The organism is Bradyrhizobium sp. USDA 4502 (genome assembly GCF_054063355.1).
The window spans coordinates 6,641,976-6,659,954 of the sequence record NZ_JBSSGF010000001.1 but is presented as its reverse complement, the minus strand read 5'-3'; the positions used below and the strand labels follow the sequence as shown (position 1 = coordinate 6,659,954).

Genomic DNA, 17,979 nt, shown 5'->3' with positions numbered 1-17,979 from the left:
ATTTCCTTGGAGTGGTCGGCGTGACTGAGTGGATGTGAGCCCGTCATTGCGAGGAGCGACAGCGACGAAGCAATCCATCCTTCCGTTGTGCGGAGCTATGGATTGCTTCGCTTCGCTCGCAATGACGCGGATGGAGTTGTCGCTGCCGCCACCTTCAGCGGCTCAGGAACTCGCGGATGGCCTGCGCAATCTCGGCGGCGTGCGTTTCCAGCGCAAAGTGGCCGGTGTCGAAAAATTTGACCACCGTCTTCGGATTGTCGCGCTTGAACGCCTCGGCGCCCGGCGGCAGGAAGAACGGATCGTTCTTGCCCCACACCGCGAGGAACGGCGGCTGGTGGGTGCGGAAGTAAGTCTGGAAGGTGGGGTAGAGCGCAACGTTGCTCTTGTAGTCGCCGAACAGATCGAGCTGCACGTCGTGCGCGCCGGGCCGCGCCATGTAGTAGTTGTCGAGGTTCTGGCCGTCCGGCGACACCGCCGCCGGATCCGAAGTGCCGTGGGTGTACTGCCAGCGCGTGGTGTCCGGCGTCAGCAACGCACGCAGGGCGTCGCGGTTCGCCGGCGAGGGATCCTGCCAATAGGCCTTGATCGGGGTCCAGCCGTCGCTGAGGCCTTCCTCATAGGCGTTGCCGTTCTGGGAGATGATCGCCGTGATCCGCTCCGGGTGCTTGACCGCCAGGCGGAAGCCGGTCGGCGCGCCATAATCGAACACATAGACCGCGAAGCGATCGAAGCCGATCACCTCGGTAAAGCGATCGATGACGCCGGCGATGCTGTCGAAGGTGTAGTTGAACTTGTCGCGCGGCGGCATGTCCGACTGGCCGAAGCCGGGCAGATCCGGCGCCACGATGTGGAATTTGTCCGCGAGCTGCGGGATCAGATCGCGGAACATGTGGCCGGCGCTCGGGAAGCCGTGCAGCAGCAGCAGCTTTGGCGCGCCGGGCGAACCGGCTTCGCGAAAGAAGATGTTAAAGCCGTCGACATCGACGGTGCGGTATTTGACCTGAGACATCTGTCGCTCCTTGTGGTCGTGCGTTGGTGAGTTCCGGGACTTAGGATTTGATTTGCTTCGCGAGCCCGCTGATCGCTTCGGGACGCAGATAGAGCAGCAGGGCGCAGCACACGGTGGCAAAGCCCAGCAGCGGCATGAACGGCGCGATGGCGGCGCCGGCCGCGAACACCAGCACGGCGAGCAAGGTGCGACGCTGCGTCCATGTCCGCACGCGCTCGGAGATCAGGCTCTGGTCTGCCTGCGTCAGCACCGCGCGCTCGAAGGCGAGATAGGCGAGATCGATCAGCAGGAAGATGACCGCATAGACCACCACCGGCGCGGCGGCCATGTGCGATCGCGCGACCCATGCGGTGGCAAACGGCAGCAGCGAGACCGCGAACAGATGCACGAAGTTCAGCCAGATCAGCCGTGGCGTCGGCTGCTGCACCAGATGCAGCAGATGGTGATGATTGACCCAGATCACCGCGATGAACAGATAGCTCGCCGCGTAGCTGATCGCGGTCGGCCATAGCGGCAGCAGGTCGGCGAACCGCGAGCCCTCCGGCGCCTTCAACTCGAGCACCATCACCGTGATGATGACGGCGATCACCGCATCGGAAAACGCGCCGAGCCGGTCGGCCGAGAGACGTTTCTCCTGCATGGCAGCTCTCCTGTCCGAAATCGTGGGAAGAGGTCAGTGCTGTGTAACGTTCTCGACCGCTTCCCGGATGATGTCGGTGACGAGCTTCGGCGTGGTGACGATCGGGGTATGGTCGACCGGGTGTGAGCGCACGGTCGCCTGCATCCGCGCCGCCATGCTGCGCTGGGTCTCGGGCGCGATCATCCGGTCGTCCTCGGCAACCAGGAACCAGCTCGGGACGTCCTTCCACAGGGGGCGGCCGACCGGCACGGTGATGCAGGCCGGCGAGATCGGCCGCTGCACGGCGGCGAGCACCGCGAGGTCCTCGGACCGCGCGCCTTGCGCAAAGGCCGCTGCGAAAGCGGACTCCGGGAGCCAGATCAGGCCATTGGCGTCGGGCGCGAGCTTCGGCGCGAACGGATGCGGCGGCAGGCGGTAGAATACGTCGGCGACCGTCTCGCCTTCATCCGGCGCCAGCGCCGCGACATAGACCAGCGCCTTGACGCGCGGCGAGCGGGTCTCGGCGATCACGGCGCCGGCATAGGCATGGCCAACCAGCACCACCGGGCCCGCGACGCGATCCAGGGTGCGGTTCAGCGCCGCGACGTCGTCGGCGAGTGAGGTGAGGGGCAGCGGCGCCGCTACCGCACTGATGCCCTCGGCATCTAGCACCGTGATCACCCGCGCCCAGCTCGAGCCATCGGCCCACGCGCCATGCGCAAGCACCACGCTGACATCCTTGTTCGACATTGTCCGCTCCCTCGTTTCAGGCCGGTTCTGGCTTTAACCTCTAAAATGCAGTTTGAAAGGTTACTGCGCTGCGCTTGTGAACCAGCGCACGTAACTTGTCAAATGAATTTTATCAGGTTACTATTCTGCGACTGAGGAACCGCCAGGAGGGCGTTACCGTGCAATCCCATCCGCCCGCGATGTTCATCGCCGACAGCCTGGGCCTCGATTTCATCAATTCGATCGCGACCCCGGTCGATACGCCGGTCGACTGGATCGCCGATGGCGACGGCCTGTTGCGCTGGCTCGCGCAGGCGCAGCTGGTGCCGTCGGAGGTGCTCGACGAGCTCAAGGCGCGCGCGACGCTTGGCGAGCTCGACGACGTCGCCGGTCAGGCCCGCGATTTGCGCGAGTGGTTCCGCGACTTCGTGCGCAAGCATATGGGCCGGCCGCTGGCGCCGCGTGCGCTCAAGGAGATCGAGCCGCTGAACCGGCTGCTGGAAAGCGATCAGGCGTTCAGCCGGATCGTGGCGCATCGCCACAAGGACGGCGATGGCGGCCATGACGGTTTCGCGCTGGAGCGGACGCGGCGCTGGCGTTCGGCCGAAACATTGCTGCTGCCGATCGGGGAAGCGATGGCCAGGGTCGTCTGCGAGGAAAGCTTCTCCGACATCAAGGCGTGCGAAGGCCCGGCCTGCACGCTGATGTTCGCCGACCACACGCGGGCGCGTGCGCGCCGATGGTGCAGCATGGCGATCTGCGGCAACCGCGCCAAGCAGGCCGCGCACCGCAGCCGGATGAAGGACAGGGGCTGAGACCAGCAAAAGCCAAACGACAGGAGTCCAACAAAATGGCGGCACTTCCCTTGATTGTGTTCGACGTCAATGAAACCCTGCTCGACCTCGAGACCATGGAGCCGGTGTTCGCGCGCATCTTCAACGACAAGAGCGCGATGCGGCTGTGGTTCGCCAACTTCATCATGTACTCGGCCTCGCTCACTGTCGCGGGGTGTTACGTGCCGTTCACCGATATCGGCGCCGCGGTCATGAAGATGCTGGCCGACACCCGCGGCATCAGGATCGACGATGCCGACAAGCAGGAGCTGACCGAGAAATTCTCCACCATGCCGCCGCACGGCGAAGTGCCCGGCGCGCTGCGCAGGCTGCGCGCGGCCGGCTTCCGCCTGTTCACGCTGACCGACAATCTGCTCGAGGTGCAGACCCGGCAGCTGACCCATGGCGGCATCGTCGATCTGTTCGAGCGGCGCTTCTCGGCCGACGGCGTCAAGCATCACAAGCCGTCGCGGCAGGCCTATGGCTATGTCGAGAAGGAGCTCGGGGCAAAGCCCTCGGAGTTCTGCCTGATCGCCTGCCACACCTGGGACACGCTGGGCGCGGTCGCGGCCGGCTGGGAGGCCGCGCTGATCAAGCGTCCCGGCAACGATGTCCTCGGCGTCGGCCCGCAGCCGCAGGTCGTCGGCAATGATCTCGACGATGTCGCCAATCAGCTGATCCGCCGCTACGGCGCCAAAGGGTAACGACGCCTGACGGATTCCCGCGCGGAGAAGAGGGCAAAACTCCCCTGCAGGCCCGATCGCTCGGAAGCGCATAAAACCGGAATGAAATCCATAGCGGTTTTCAACCATGCCCCTTGAGCTTTCCTCAACTTCCGCGGCCGATGCTGCGTCCGCCGCAGGGATCGAAGGAGCTCACAGCATGCCGGCCAAGGGACGAGCGACCGCGACCAACGCCACCGCGCAAGGGCGCGAGGACATCCTCAACGCGCGCGCCATCAGCACGCTGGGCGCAGGCGTCGTCAGCGCGATGAGCGCGGTCGGCGCCGCCGTCATCAAGAAGAACAAGCAGGCACTCGGCAAGAACGCGGACTGGTTCTGGCACATGTTCGCGAAATGCGAGGCCAGGGCCGCGCGCATCGCCGAGCAGGCCGCGCGCGATCCGGAGGCCTGCGGCGATGCCACCTTCATCGAGATCTATGCCGCGCAATTGCCGAAGCTGATGACAGCGGCGCTCGAGAGCCACGAGAAGGCGCTCAAGGCGAAGTGAAGCCGCGTCCGGGGAGTCCCGCGACGGTGCTCGTCCCGTTCTCGTCCCTCTTGACCTCTCAAATGCGCCAAGGCGGCAAGTAGCGGCGGCTCTCGCCGATCCGACAGTCTTGCGGATCAGGCGAAGCCGTCACCCGCCATCGCGCTGACCGGCCCTACGGCCCCGATCGGGCAGCCCGCCTGATCCGCGCGCCAGCTTTTCTGCGATGGGGCATGGCGATTTGGCGCTTCTTGGCGTAAAGCACCCCAAATCGTCATGCGGCTGTGCCGCTTGCCGGGTACGCAGCTCCAGGTCGTCCCGCTCGACGTTCTGCGCCCGGACCAATCAAGGTTTCCCATCTCGTGCCCTTTCCGACCACAAGTTCGCCGCTCGCCCGCGCCTTGGCTGAGCGCAACTACGATCAACCGACCCCGGTCCAGCTCGCCGTGCTCGCGGACGACGCTGTGGACCGCGATCTCCTGGTTTCAGCCCAGACCGGCTCGGGCAAGACCGTTGCCTACGGCTTGGCCATGGCAAAGGACCTGCTCGACGGCGCCGAGCGGTTCGAGCCGGCCGCCGCCCCGCTGGCCCTGATCGTCGCGCCGACCCGCGAGCTCGCCTTGCAGGTCCAGCGCGAGCTTGCGTGGCTTTATGAACACGCCGACGGCCGCGTCGTCTCCTGTGTCGGCGGCATGGACCCGCGCCGCGAGCAGCGCGAGCTTGCCGAGGGCGCCCACATCGTGGTCGGGACGCCCGGCCGGTTGTGCGACCATTTGCGGCGCGGCCGTCTCGACATTTCGGAACTCAAGGTCGTCGTGCTCGACGAGGCCGATGAGATGCTCAATCTCGGTTTCCGCGAGGATATGGAATTCATCCTCGAGACCACGCCGGACACCCGCCGCACCTTGCTGTTCTCGGCGACGTTCCCGCGCGGCATCGTCGCGCTTGCCAAGCAGTATCAGGAGCAGGCGTTCCGGATCGAGGTCGCGGGTGACGAAGGCGGCCATGCCGATATCGAGTACCGCGCCATCCGGGTGGCCGCCGACGATGTCGAGCACGCCGTCGTCAACGTGCTGCGTTTCCATGAGGCGCCGAGCGCGCTGGTGTTTTGCAACACCCGTGAGGCCGTCCGGCATTTGCAGGCGGCGCTGCTCGAGCGCGGGTTCTCCGTCGCCGCGCTGTCGGGCGAAATGACCCAGAACGAGCGGACCCAGGCGCTGCAGGCGTTGCGCGACGGGCGGTCGCGGGTTTGCGTCGCGACCGACGTCGCGGCGCGCGGCATCGACCTGCCGAGCCTCGATCTCGTCATTCACGCAGATCTGCCGAAAGACCCGGAGGTCATGCAGCATCGCTCGGGCCGCACCGGCCGCGCCGGCCGCAAGGGCGTCAGCATCCTGTTGGTGCCGCCGGCACGGCGGCGGCGCGCCGAATTGCTGCTCGATCTCGCCGGCATCGATGTGGTCTGGGGCTCTGCGCCGCAGGCGGAGGAGATCCGCAAGCTCGACCATGATCGCCTGCTGCAGGATGCAGTGTTCTCCGAAGAGGCGACATCAGACGATCTGGCGCTGGCGCAGGCCTTGCTCGCCGAACGCGCGCCCGAGGCGATTGCCGCGGCGCTCGCCCGGCTCTACCGCGCGCGGCTGCCTGCGCCCGAAGACATCCTCGATCCCGGCGAGGGACGGGGCCGGGACCGCGGCGAGCGCGCCTCGCGGCGCGATGATCGTGCCGCCGGGCCGCGATCGAAGACCGGCAAGTCCTCCGCGCGTCATGGCATGGAGGAGGCGACCGTCTGGTTTCGGGCCGCGATCGGACGCCGGAAGAATGCCGAAGCCCGCTGGCTGCTGCCGATGATCTGCCGTCGTGGCGGCATCGACAAGCGCGACATCGGCGCGATCAAGATCATGGACACGACCACCGAATTCGAGATCGCCGCGCGGGTCGCGGATTCCTTCGCGGTCAAGATCAAGCGTCCGGACAAGGAAGACAGCATCCGCATCGAGCCGCTGGCGGGCGCGCCGCAGGGAGAGGCGCGCGAGAAGCCGGCGCGCAAGCCCTGGCGCGATGATGACGACGGCGGATACAGCGCGCCGCGCGCCGAGGGGGCAGGAAAGCGGCGCGGCAAACCGGATCGCGAAGCCAGAGCGTTTTCGAGCGAAGGCGCGAGCGGTTCGCGTCAGGACTACGCGTCAAAAAAGGAATCCAGGGACTCGTTCCGATCCGATCGGGACGGAAAAGGCTTCAGGCCGAAATCCGGCGACGAGCCCCGGTTCGGAAAGAAAAAGAAGCATCCGGGCAAGTCCAGCCACGCCGGACCCACGCAGTGGCCGGACGTGTCGGCGAAGCCGAAGTTCGGCAAGAAGCCGAAGAAGAAGCGGTGGGGCTGAGGCGGCGGCAGCGGCGGGGCAGCGTTCAGAATGCCGATGTATGAGTTTCGACGCCGCAACAAACTCAGTGTCGTCCCGGGCAAGCCAACGGGTCGGCGCGAAGCGCCGCCCGATGACAGGCTCCGCGCGACCCGGGACCCATAACCACCGATGCTTGCTGCTGCATAACGCTGGAGCCACGGCTCGCTTCTACGACGAAGTCCTGTGGTTATGGGTCCCTGCTTTCGCAGGGACGACGATGTGGAGAGAGCCGCGCGTTCAACTCTATTGCCCGTGAAGCCCGGTATTTTGCAGCCGCTTGGCCCCTCACGCCACCAGCGCGATTTTCGGCACGGTTGCGAGCACCGACTGGTTGCGGCCGTTGGCCTTGGCGGCGTAGAGCGCCTTGTCGGCGGCCTCGATCAGATCGGACCATTGCTGGCCCGCGGTCGGCCGCATGCTGGCGACGCCGATGCTGACCGTCGTGATCAGTTCGCCCGCGCACCATTGCTGGACCTTGTGGCGGATGGTCTCGGCCAGGTTGAAGGCTTCGAGCGCGGTCATGTTGGGCAGCAGCACCGCGAATTCCTCGCCGCCGAAGCGCGCCGGGCAATCGCCGGCCCGGCGCACCGCGTCCGAAATGCAGATCGCGATCCCGACCAGCACCTGGTCGCCGGCCTGATGCCCATAGGTGTCGTTGTAGGCCTTGAAATGATCGGCATCGATCATCAATAGCGCGACCGGCTGGCCGTAGCGGCCGGCACGGCGCCATTCGCGCTCGATCTCGCCGTCGAACTTGCGCCGGTTCTTCAGGCCGGTGAGGGCGTCGGTGGTCGCCATCTCCTCGAGCTTGTCCTCGGCGTCGGCGCGGCGAACGATCTCGCGGGCGAGCACCAGCGTTGCGCTGAGCACGAACAGGATCAGAAACGCCATGATCGCGCCGATGCGAATGGCCTCCGTGCGCCACAGGTTGAAGACGGCTTCGAGCGGCTTGCCGACCACCACGTAAAGCGGCCCGGAGCTGCTGCGCCTGACATAGAGCCGCGGTATGTCGTCGACCGGGCCCTTGCCGGAGAAGGCGCCGCCCATCTTCAGGTTCTCGGCCTTCCAGTCCAGCTGCTCCGCGAGGTTCTTGCCGATCACGTCGAGATCGAACGGCGTCCGCATGATGATGGTGCGGTCGTTGCGCAGCACGGTGATGGTGTCGCCCGGCATGAGGTTCAGCCGCCCGAACAGGTCATGGAAATAGCTGAAGCGGATCGAGCCGACCACGACGCCGAGGAAGCGGCCCTCGTCGTCGACGATGCGCCGGCTCAGCACGATGGCGTAGGCGCCGCGATGCAGCATCGGCCGGCTGATGTAAAGCCCGGCATCGGGATTGTCGCGCTGGACCGTGAAATACTCCTCGTCGCTGCGGTTCTCCGGCCGCGGATCGAGGCTCGCCGCGTCGACGGTCAAATTGCCCTTGGTGTCGAACACCTGGATCGCGCCGAAATGTTTTGCGGTCGCGGCGTGATCGAACAGGATCAGCTGGCGCAGTTCCTTGCTGATATTGCGGATCTCCGGCATCTCGAGATTGCTGGCGACCGCGCGCAGCGACAGGTCGTAGAGCTCGATGTTGCGGCTGATGTCGGCCTCGATGCCCGACGCCAGATTCTCCAGGGTGCGGCGGGCCAGTTGCTCCTCGCCGCGGCGCATGTCGAACATCACGCCGGCGCAGACCGCGGAGAAGCCGAGGACGGTCGCAACCGACGCCGCGATCAGCAGCTTTGCCGATAGCCGCCAGCGCCGCCTTGCGTCGTTTCCCCGTCGAAATGGCATGTCCCGCTCCAATGCGCCGTCATGCAACGGGAAATCTTGTTGTCGCCTTAAATGGCGACAGCGGCCGCCGAATGGGTTAACGGGTGGTTGCCGGACTTTTGTCATCGAGGACGTTGTGAACGACTACGACGCATTGCGGGATTATCTGAAGAAGCAGCATCTGCCCGAATTTGTGCTGACCTTCGAGGAGATCGAGGCGATCATCGATGCGGCGCTGCCGCGCGCCGCGCATCGGGCGTCGTGGTGGGAGACGTTGCGCAGCCCGCAGGAGAAGATGCCGCAGCGCGAGGCCTGCCTCGAGGCCGGCTACATCGCCACCCGCCAGGCCGACGGCAAGAGCGTCAGGTTCAAGCGCATGCCCAACCGTCGTCCCGGCGAACGCCGGGACCCATAACCACAGGGCGTTGTTGTTACGAAGGCAACCGGCCCCAGCGCGTCATGGATGGGCCGCGGCGTATGGGTCCCGGCTCCGGTGCGCAATTGCGCACGGGGCCGGGACGACAAGAGTTAGCTCGCGGCTTCCAGCCGTTCCTCGGTGAGGAGCCGGGTCGCCGCATCCGCGTCCATCGGCTCGCCGAAGGCAAAGCCCTGGGCGTATTCGCAGCCGAGCTGGTAGAGCTCGACGGCATCCGAATCCGTCTCGGCGCCTTCCGCCACCACCTCCATCCCGAGATCGTGCGCCAGCGCGATGATCGATTTCAGGATCACCGGGCGGGTGCCGCGGCTGGTGGTGCGGACGAAGGATTGGTCGATCTTGATGGTGTCGAACGGGAAGCGCTGCAAATAGGATAGCGAGGAGTGGCCAGTGCCGAAATCGTCGAGTGACAGCCCGGTGCCGAGCTCGCGGATCCGCGCCAGCATCTGGGCGGCGTGCTCCGGGTTCTCCATGACCAGCGATTCCGTCAGCTCCAGCTTCAGCGTGCCACGCGCCACCGAGGAGCGCGACAGCACGGTGCGGATATCGTGGATCAGATCGTGGCGCAGCAGCTGCCGCGACGACACGTTGACCGAGGCGAAGATCGGCTCGCGGGCGCGCATCGCGCGCTGCCACACCGCGAGCTGGCGCGCGGTCTGGTCCATCACGAACATGCCGAGATCGACGATCAGGCCGGTCTCCTCGGCGACGTTGATGAACTCTGACGGTGACATCCGGCCGAGCTTGGGATGATCCCAGCGCGCCAGCGCCTCGAAGCCGGCGATCGCGCGATCCTCCAGCCGCACGATCGGCTGGTACAGGATCGTGATCTCCTGCCGCTCGATGGCGCGGCGCAGGTCGCTCTCCAGCGTCAGGCGGTCGGTCTTGCGCGCCCGCATCGCCGGCTTGTAGACGTCGATGCGGTCGCCGCCGATCCGCTTGGAATGATACATCGCAAGCTCGGCGTCCTTGATGATCTCGTCGGTCAGCGGTGCCGCCGGGTCGGACAGCGCAAGCCCGATCGAGGCGGTCAGGAAGATCTCGCGGTCGTTGAACGCGATCGGCGCGCGGATGGTCTTGCGGATGGTCTCGGCGAAATTGGTGATCCGTGCCGGGTCCTGCTCCGACAGCAGGATCAGGCCGAACTGGTCGCCGGCCATGCGGGCCAGCGTGTCCTGCGGCTTGAGGATGCGGGTCAGCCGCCGCGCCAGCGTCAGCAAAATGGAATCGCCGACCGCGATCCCGACGGAATCGTTGACCTGCTTGAAGCGGTCGAGGTCGATCACCATCAAGGTCGGCCGCAGGTTCGGCATGGTCTTGGCGAGATTCGCCACCGCGCCGAGGCGGTCCATGAACAGCCGGCGGTTCGGCAGGCCGGTCAGGTTGTCATGGACGGAGTCATGCAGCATCCGCTCTTCGGAGTTCTTGAACTCGGTGACATCAGTGAGGGTGCCGACCACGCGCGAGACCTCGCCGTCGGAGCCGACCACCGGCCGCGCTTTCAGCGCGAACCACATGAAGTGGCCGTCGGGCGTACGCAGCCGGAAATCCTGCACCAGGCGGCCGCGGCGCTGGTCGAGCACGCTGTCGAGCGCGGCGCGGAAGCGGTCCTGGTCGAGCGGGTGCAGCACCTCGAGCCATTTCGCCGCCGGGCCTTCAAGCGTGCCGCGCTTGAGGCCGAGCAGGGCTTCGGTCTCGGGGCTGGTGAACACCTTGTCGGCGGACACGTCCCAGTCCCAGATCAGATCGCCGGAGCCGGTCAGCGCCAGCGCCCGGCGCTCGACATCGGAGACGACGCCGGTGGTGGCGCCGCCGCCGGCGAAGGCATGCTGCATCACCGTGAATCCGATCAGCATCACGATCAGCACCAGGCCGCCCAGCAGCGCCGGGCCGACGATGTCGTTGGTGACGGAGCCTGCGACCGTCATGCCGGCCGCGACCACCCAGACCACCAGCAGGAACCAGGTCGGTATCAACAGCACCGCGCGGTCGAAGCCGTGGGTCGAGAGATAGACGATCAGCGCGAAGCCGGCGAAGGCGATCATCACCAGCGACATGCGCGCGATGCCGGAGGCGACCGCGGGGTCGAACAGCGCCAGCGCGACCAGCGAGCCGAGGAAGACCAGCCAGCCGATCGTGATGTGCGAGTAGCGGACGTGCCAGCGACTGAGATTGAGATATGCGAACAGGAACACCAGCAGCGTCGCCGCGAGGATCGCCTCGCCCGCCGCGCGCCAGACGCGCTCGGCGTTGTTCGACATGTCGAGCACCTTGCCCCAGAAGCCGAAGTCGACGCCGATATAGACCAGCACCGCCCAGGCCAGCGCCGCGGCGGCCGGGAACATGATACTTCCCTTGACCACAAACAAGATCGTGAGCACGAGGGCGAGCAGGCCCGAGATGCCGATCACGATGCCCTGGTACAGCGTGAACGAGTTGACCTTGTCCTTGTAGGCGTCGGGTTCCCACAGATACAGCTGCGGCAGCTTGTCCGTGCGCAGTTCCGCGACATAGGTGACGACGGCGCCGGGATCGAGCGTGATGCGGAACACGTCGGCGGTCGGGCTCTCCTGCCGCTCCGGACGATCGCCGACCGACGGCGTGATGGTGGCGATGCGCGACAGGCCGAGGTCGGGCCACAGCAGGCCGGACGACACGATGCGGTAGTGCGGCGCAACGATCAGGCGGTCGAGCTGGTCGTCGGTGTTGTTGGCGAGCGCGAACACCACCCAGTTCTGGCCGCCTTCGCGGGCGCGAACCTCGATGCGGCGCACGATGCCGTCGGTTCCGGGTGCGGTGGAGACCTGGATGCGGTCGGCTTCACTTCGCTGATGGTCGAGAACCGCCGTCAAATCGATCGCCGGCGCATCGCTGCGCACGCTGACCGCGTCGATCGCATACGCGGCAGGCGCGGCGGCAAACATCATGAGGCCCAGCGCGAGCAGCGCAAGGCACCTGATCAGACGCAATGTCAGTACTCCGCGATCGACAAACTGACCGGACCCGGCGACCGGCCCGGCGGTGGCGCGATAAATGACACGAAAGCGAAGGGAATCAAAGGGTTTCCGCCCCTGCTTCCGTCGCGAGGGTTAAACCGCCAACACAATTTTGCCAATATGTTCGCTGGTCTCCATGCGCCGGTGCGCGTCGGCGGCCTTTTCCAGCGGGAATGTGCTGTCCATCAGCGGTTTGACGCGGCCTTCGCGCAGCAAGGGCAGCACCTTTGCCTCGATCGCGGCGACCATCGCCGCCTTGTCCGCATTACTACGGGGGCGCAGGGTCGAGCCGGTGTGGTGCAGCCGCTTGACCATCAGCTTGGCGAAATTGGCCGTGGCCTTCGGTGTTCCCGACAGGAACGCGATCTGGACGATGCGGCCCTCGACCGCGGCGGCGTCATAGTTCCGGTCGATATAATCGCCGCCCACCATGTCGAGGATGACATTGGCGCCGTTGCCGCCGGTGGCCTTCTTCACCGCCTCGACGAAATCCTCGGTCTTGTAATTGACCGCGTGATCGGCGCCGAGCTTGAGGCAGGCATCGGCCTTGTCCTGCGAGCCGACGGTGACGATCACCTTGGCGCCGAACGCCTTGGCAAGCTGGATCGCCATCGTGCCGATGCCCGACGAGCCGCCGTGGATCAGCAGCGTCTCCCCGGCCTGGAGCGCGCCGCGCTCGAACACATTGTGCCACACCGTCATCAGCGTTTCCGGAATCGCGCCGGCTTCCTGCATCGACAGCGAGGGCGGCACGGTCATCGCCTGCGCGTCCTGCGCGATGCAATATTGCGCGTAGCCGCCGCCGGCGACCAGCGACATCACCTTGTCGCCGATCTTGTGCTTTGCGCCTTCGCCGAGCGCGACCACTTCGCCCGCGATTTCGAGGCCGGGCAGGTCGCTGGCGCCGGGCGGCGGCGGATAGGAGCCGGAGCGCTGCGCGACGTCGGGACGATTGACACCGGCGGCCGCGACCTTGACCAAAATCTCGCCGGCCTTCGGCACCGGCACCGCGCGGGTCTCCGGCACCAGCACCTCAGGGCCACCCGGCTTGCTGATGGCAACGACGGTCATTTGCGCGGGCAGATTTGGCATGGCTGGTCCCTGGTCAGTGGAGAGGATCGGCGGATGGCATACCGCCTTTTCCACCGAAGCGAAACGCCATTAAGCCCCGAACCGCGCCGTGAGCTGGCTGGCTCTCTCAGGCGTGATTTTCTCGACCAGCGGGCCGAGCCTTGCGACCGGCGTGCCCGCGCCACGATCGAGCAGCGGAACGAGTGGGCCAGTGGGCCAGCGCGGTACGGCATCGCTCTGACCGAGCGCGCCGAGCACGCGCGCCGCGAGGTGAGGCACGATGCTCCACGCCAGCGTGGCGCTGAGCGCGACAAGATTGAGCCCGGTGCGGGTGATGACTGCCGCGCGTGCCGGATCGGACTTGATCGCTGTCCAGGGTGCCGCGTGTTGCAGATAAGCGTTCGCGGTGTCCCAGATCGCGCGGGTCGTGGCCGCCGCTGCGCGAAATTCCAGCGCCGTGTGATGGCGGTGCAGCGCTGCGATGCGCTGCTCTAGTTCAAGCGCGAGTTGTCGCTCGGCATCGCCGGGAGCGCCACCATCCGGGATGCGGCCGTCGAAGGCGCGATGCGCGAAGCTGATGATGCGGTTGGCGAGATTGCCGAAGACATCGGCGAGATCCTTGTTCACGTCGGCGACGAATCTGGCGACGCCAAAATCGGTGTCGGCGCTATCCGGCGCGTTGGCGATCAGCCACCAGCGCCAGAGATCGGCAGGCAATTCCGCCAGCGCCGCATCGGTGAAGATGCCGCGCTTCCTGCTGGTCGAGAACTTGCCGCCCTCGTAATTCAGCCAGTGGAATCCCTTGATCACATCGGCGGTCTTCCACGGTTCACCCGAGCCGATCAGCGTCGCCGGAAAGCTCACGGTGTGGAACGGGATGTTGTCCTTGCCGAGAAACTGGATGTAGCTGACGTCATCGGCCTGCCACCACCATTGCCGCCAGTCGCGGCCTGGCGCGGCGTCGGCCCATTCCTGCGTCGCCGCGATGTAGCCGATCGGCGCGTCGAACCAGACATAGAACACCTTGCCGTCGAAGCCGTCGCGCGGCACCGCGATGCCCCAGGCGAGATCGCGCGTGATGCAGCGGTCGCGCAGCTCCGCATTGAGCCAGCCCTTCGCGGTCGACACCACGAAGGGTGGCCATCCGCTCCGGCTGTCGATCCATGCGTCGATCTTCTCGACTAGTTGCGACTGGCGCAGATAGAGATGACGGCTGTCGCGGATCTCGAGCGCGCGGTCGCCTGATAGTGCCGAGCGGGGATCGATGAGGTCCGGCGGGTCGAGCAGTGTGCCGCAATGGTCGCATTGATCGCCGCGCGCGCCAGCGTCGCCGCAATGCGGACAGGTGCCGAGCACATAACGGTCGGGCAGGAAGCGGCGGTCGGCCGGCGAGAACACCTGCCGCGAGGTGCGTGCTTCGATCAGCCCGGCGTCATCGAGCCGGCGATAGAAGTGCTGCGTCAGCGCATGGTTGTACGGCGAGCTGGTGCGGCCGAAATGATCGAAGGACAAGCCGAAGCGCCGGTAGATGTCGGCCTGGACGGCGTGCTGTGCGTCGCAGAACGCCCGGACATCCAGTCCGGCCTCGATGGCGCCGAGCTCGGCCGGTGTGCCGTGCTCGTCGGTCGCGCAGATGAAGAGCACGTCGCAGCCGGTCTGCCGGCGGAAGCGGGCGTGGACGTCGGCGGGCAGCAGCGAGCCGACGAGGTTGCCGAGATGCTTGACGCCGTTGACGTAGGGCAGCGCGCTGGTGATGAGAATCTTGGTCATGGGTTAAGGTCTTTCGCGTTCGGTGATGCCGACCCCGCAAGAATCAAAGCGGAAAATCAAAAAGCCCTCCCGCATGATCGGAAGGGCTTGGGGTCGGCTCATGCCTCGCGCGCAGGCGCGCAACTATCCCGTCCGGTCAGACTCCTTGCGGTCGGGCCGGGGCATTCGCGTCAGCTGTTGCGCGCACACGAAAGTCACTGCAAAATTCTCCTCTGGACGGATATCTATCATCGCTGGGCGCAGGGCGCCAGATCAGCATCGCGGGGAGGACACATGCCGATTGAGGATGAGGACCGGCCGCGGAAGAAAATCAGCCATGAGATCGGCCAGGATCTCTCGCTGCTGTCGGTCGAGGAGTTGACGGAGCGCATCGCGCTGCTCAACGCCGAAGTCGATCGCCTGAAAGAGGCGATGACGAAGAAGCGCGCGTCGAAGGATGCCGCCAACGCGTTCTTCAAGTCGTAGCTCGGCGATCTCATTGCTGTCGTGGCCCGGATGAAGCGCAGCGCAATCCGGGGCAGTGTTATCCGCGGATGGGCGTTTCCCGGATTTCGCTGCGCTCCATCCGGGCTACGCGGCTCCACCTCCCCTTGAAAAGGGGAGGTCGCTTTGCTCGCCAGAGCAAAGCGGGTGGGGATCAGCTCTCTCCACATACGCCGTCGCCTGCGGTTGACCCCCATCCCGACCTTCCCCCTTTCAGGGGGAAGGAGAAGAGGCCTGTCCCAAACTAGGTCAATGGCCGACATGGCAAACAAAGCCTGAAGAAATCCGTTCATTTACGATCGGTTAAGCTTTCTCGATTATGACTGCATTGTCCTCGTTTGGACACCGAGTGGCTCCTGTCCACTCTGTTTGACGCCTCCCTGTTATCAACTTCAAAGCCGCCGGAAACGGCGGCTCTTTTTTGTGCGTCCTATCGGCTGGAAACCATAAATCCGGTTGCGGCTGGACTCTTCGGCGCGCCCGCGCAATGATTTGTTCATCATAAGCTGGCGCGTCAGATGTCAGCGGGCGTTACGATGGTGTGAGGGCGTTAACCATGGCCGATCGTTCCCAGAGCGAAGCCGGGCTTGTGCTGTTCAGTGAACGGCTGACCAATTCAGCGGCATTCGGCGTGCTGTTCCGGGAAGGCATGGACCTGGTCGAGCAGACCGCCGCCTATCTCGACGGTGACGGACGTGCCGAAGCCAAGGCGCTCGAACGGTCCGTGAGCCTGACCTATGCCACCGAAAGCATGCGCCTGACCACGCGGCTGATGCAGCTCGCGTCCTGGCTGCTGCTGCATCGCGCGGTCAAGGAAGGCGAGATGACGCTGACCCAGGCCAATCGCGAAAAGACCAAGGTCAAGCTGTCGGCCGCCGATCCCGGCCCGGCCGACATGGTGACCAAGCTGCCCGAGCAATTGCAGCAGTTGATCGCCCGTTCGATGGATCTGCAGGCGCGCGTCCGCCGCCTCGACACCACGATCCACGCGCCGGCGCCGGATCGCTCCTCGATCGGCAACCCGCTGGTGCCGCAGCTCAACCGCCTCAAGGCCGCGTTCGAGCAGTAAAGTCCAAGCTGCAAAATCAGTGTGAGGCTTCAGTGCGGCGTGGCTTGATCCGCCGCTGCGACCTATGCTGATCCATCACGCGCCGCAGCCTTAGCGCCGTCGCCTCCAGCTCCTCAGGTTCGAACCCGCCGAAGCCGAGCATCAGGCCGGGGCGTGGTGCCGCCTGGTACATCGGCAAAATCGGCCGTACGACGATGCCGGCGGCAAGCGCTGATTTTGCCAGTTGCACATCGTCGAAGCGCTCTGGCAGCCACAGCAGCAGATGCATGCCCTGATCGCTCGGCTGCAGCGTGACGTCGTCAGGCATGTGGCGCGTCAGCGCCGCGATCAGCGTCGCACGCCGCGCGGCGTAGACGCCGCGAATGCGCCTGATATGCGCCTCGAACAGCCCCTCGCGCATATAGGCCGCCAGCACATGCTGGTCGGCGGTCGGCGAATGCCGGTCGAGCAGCGCCCGCGCGCCGGCGAAGGCGTCAATCAGCGGCAGGGGCGCCACGACGTAGCCGAGCCGCAGCGAGGGAAACAGAACCTTGCTCAGCGTGCCGAGATAAATCACCCGCGATGGGGCGAGGCCCTGCATCGACGGGAAGGGATGACCGGCATAGCGCAGCTCGCTGTCGTAATCGTCCTCGACGATCCAGGCATTGCTTCGCTGCGCCCACGCTACCAGCGCATTGCGGCGGGCCATGCTCATCGGCATGCCCAGCGGATATTGATGCGACGGCGTCACGAAGGCCGCGCGCGCATGCGGGCACGCGGCGACGGCGGCTTCGACGTCGATGCCCTGCGCATCGACGCCCACACGCGTCGTGACGAGATCGAGATCGTCGAGCACGGCGGTCATGCCGGGATAGGCGGGATCCTCGGCCCAGACGCGATCGCCTGACGACAGCAGCACGCGGCCGGCGAGATAGAGGCCTTGCTGGGTGCCGGCCGTGATCACGACCTGCTCGGGCTCGCAATGCACCGCGCGGGATTTGCGCACATAGTCGGCGATCGCCTGCCGCAGCTCCATCAAGCCGCGCGGATCGCCATAGCTCGCAGGCGCCGCCGCGCGCGATGCGCGTACGCGGTTGCCGAGGCGGCGCCAATGGTCGTCGGGCGCGACCGCGCCGCCGGGGACCGCGATTGCAAACGGGACTTCCGGCATCGGCATGAAGGCTGCCGCCACCTTGGCAAGCCACGCCGCGCGCGGCGGCAACTGAATCGGCGCCGATTTGCTCGGTTTGCGATCGACCATGACGGGCCGCGCCTGCTCGGCAAGCGTCGGCGCGACGCGGGTGCCAGCACCGACCTGCGATTCCAGATAGCCCTCGGCCAGCAGCTGCTCGAAAGCTTCCGTGACCGTGCCGCGCGCGACGCCGAGCGAGGCCGACAGCGCGCGCGTCGACGGCAGAAAATCCCCGGCCTTCAGTTCGCCGCTCGCAATCGCGGCGCGCAGGGCCTGCGCGATCTGGCGCCCGGCCTGTCCGGCGGCGCGGTCGACGGCCCGGAGCGAAGGGATGCTGATCGTGGCGCGCAGGCGGGGCATAGTGGACCAATCAAGATGATCGAAAGTGGCTCTTACCATAGGCCACTTCGGCGCTATGGTG

15 protein-coding genes are annotated in these 17,979 nt (G+C 66.0%); 7 read left to right on the top strand and 8 right to left on the bottom strand.

Features of this window, described 5'->3' with window-relative positions; genetic code table 11:
* Positions 1 to 154 precede the first annotated feature (154 nt).
* From ACVW1B_RS31110 to ACVW1B_RS31100, 3 genes are read right to left on the bottom strand one after another with little or no spacing between them, the layout of a single operon-like run.
* Complete coding sequence (locus ACVW1B_RS31110) at positions 155 to 1,009, bottom strand: alpha/beta fold hydrolase (protein WP_253606540.1); 855 nt, start codon at positions 1,007 to 1,009, stop codon at positions 155 to 157.
* A 40-nt stretch (positions 1,010 to 1,049) separates the two neighbouring features.
* A complete protein-coding gene (locus ACVW1B_RS31105) occupies positions 1,050 to 1,649 on the bottom strand; it encodes a TMEM175 family protein (protein WP_057017697.1) in 600 nt (199 codons plus the stop codon).
* A 33-nt stretch (positions 1,650 to 1,682) separates the two neighbouring features.
* Positions 1,683 to 2,378 carry an alpha/beta fold hydrolase gene (locus tag ACVW1B_RS31100; RefSeq protein WP_253606542.1) on the bottom strand — a complete coding sequence of 232 codons (696 nt, stop codon included), beginning with the start codon at positions 2,376 to 2,378 and terminating at the stop codon, positions 1,683 to 1,685.
* A 179-nt stretch (positions 2,379 to 2,557) separates the two neighbouring features.
* Between ACVW1B_RS31100 and ACVW1B_RS31095 the strand changes: the two genes are divergently transcribed.
* The 4 genes from ACVW1B_RS31095 (at position 2,558) to ACVW1B_RS31080 (ending at position 6,783) form a co-directional block, all read left to right on the top strand.
* Entirely contained in the window at positions 2,558 to 3,172 is a 615-nt protein-coding gene (locus ACVW1B_RS31095) for a CGNR zinc finger domain-containing protein (protein ID WP_253609876.1), read from the top strand.
* Positions 3,173 to 3,207: 35 nt separating this feature from the next.
* The gene (locus ACVW1B_RS31090; RefSeq protein WP_253606544.1) at positions 3,208 to 3,894 is read left to right on the top strand and encodes a haloacid dehalogenase type II; all 687 of its coding nucleotides are present in this window, start codon (positions 3,208 to 3,210) and stop codon (positions 3,892 to 3,894) included.
* A gap of 178 nt (positions 3,895 to 4,072) precedes the next feature.
* Complete coding sequence (locus ACVW1B_RS31085; RefSeq protein ID WP_253606546.1) at positions 4,073 to 4,420, top strand: hypothetical protein; 348 nt, start codon at positions 4,073 to 4,075, stop codon at positions 4,418 to 4,420.
* 341 nt (positions 4,421 to 4,761) lie between these two features.
* Positions 4,762 to 6,783, top strand: a complete 2,022-nt coding sequence (locus ACVW1B_RS31080) for a DEAD/DEAH box helicase (RefSeq protein ID WP_253606548.1) — start codon at positions 4,762 to 4,764, stop codon at positions 6,781 to 6,783.
* A gap of 306 nt (positions 6,784 to 7,089) precedes the next feature.
* Here ACVW1B_RS31080 and ACVW1B_RS31075 read toward each other — a convergent pair whose 3' ends face one another.
* On the bottom strand, positions 7,090 to 8,583 hold the full coding sequence (locus ACVW1B_RS31075) for a sensor domain-containing diguanylate cyclase (RefSeq protein ID WP_253606550.1): 1,494 nt from the start codon (positions 8,581 to 8,583) through the stop codon (positions 7,090 to 7,092).
* 115 nt (positions 8,584 to 8,698) lie between these two features.
* Between ACVW1B_RS31075 and ACVW1B_RS31070 the strand changes: the two genes are divergently transcribed.
* Positions 8,699 to 8,977, top strand: coding sequence for a DUF7662 domain-containing protein (locus ACVW1B_RS31070; protein ID WP_057017704.1), 279 nt, complete (start codon positions 8,699 to 8,701; stop codon positions 8,975 to 8,977).
* A gap of 113 nt (positions 8,978 to 9,090) precedes the next feature.
* On the opposite strand, the gene ACVW1B_RS31065 is transcribed toward ACVW1B_RS31070, so the two are convergent.
* The 3 genes from ACVW1B_RS31065 to metG all read right to left on the bottom strand — a co-directional run bounded on the left by ACVW1B_RS31065 (position 9,091) and on the right by metG (position 14,835).
* Positions 9,091 to 11,967, bottom strand: coding sequence for an EAL domain-containing protein (locus tag ACVW1B_RS31065; RefSeq protein ID WP_076827342.1), 2,877 nt, complete (start codon positions 11,965 to 11,967; stop codon positions 9,091 to 9,093).
* A gap of 120 nt (positions 11,968 to 12,087) precedes the next feature.
* Complete coding sequence (locus ACVW1B_RS31060; protein ID WP_057017706.1) at positions 12,088 to 13,086, bottom strand: NAD(P)H-quinone oxidoreductase; 999 nt, start codon at positions 13,084 to 13,086, stop codon at positions 12,088 to 12,090.
* A gap of 69 nt (positions 13,087 to 13,155) precedes the next feature.
* On the bottom strand, positions 13,156 to 14,835 hold the full coding sequence (metG, locus tag ACVW1B_RS31055) for a methionine--tRNA ligase (RefSeq protein ID WP_253606551.1): 1,680 nt from the start codon (positions 14,833 to 14,835) through the stop codon (positions 13,156 to 13,158).
* A gap of 273 nt (positions 14,836 to 15,108) precedes the next feature.
* Between metG and ACVW1B_RS31050 the strand changes: the two genes are divergently transcribed.
* Together ACVW1B_RS31050 and rcdA are read left to right on the top strand one after the other, a co-directional pair.
* Entirely contained in the window at positions 15,109 to 15,300 is a 192-nt protein-coding gene (locus ACVW1B_RS31050; RefSeq protein WP_016845225.1) for a DUF1192 domain-containing protein, read from the top strand.
* 574 nt (positions 15,301 to 15,874) lie between these two features.
* Positions 15,875 to 16,387, top strand: a complete 513-nt coding sequence (gene rcdA, locus ACVW1B_RS31045; protein WP_028340279.1) for a protease adaptor protein RcdA — start codon at positions 15,875 to 15,877, stop codon at positions 16,385 to 16,387.
* Between the two features lie 16 nt (positions 16,388 to 16,403).
* Here rcdA and pdxR read toward each other — a convergent pair whose 3' ends face one another.
* Complete coding sequence (gene pdxR / locus ACVW1B_RS31040; protein WP_253606553.1) at positions 16,404 to 17,918, bottom strand: MocR-like pyridoxine biosynthesis transcription factor PdxR; 1,515 nt, start codon at positions 17,916 to 17,918, stop codon at positions 16,404 to 16,406.
* Positions 17,919 to 17,979 lie beyond the last annotated feature (61 nt).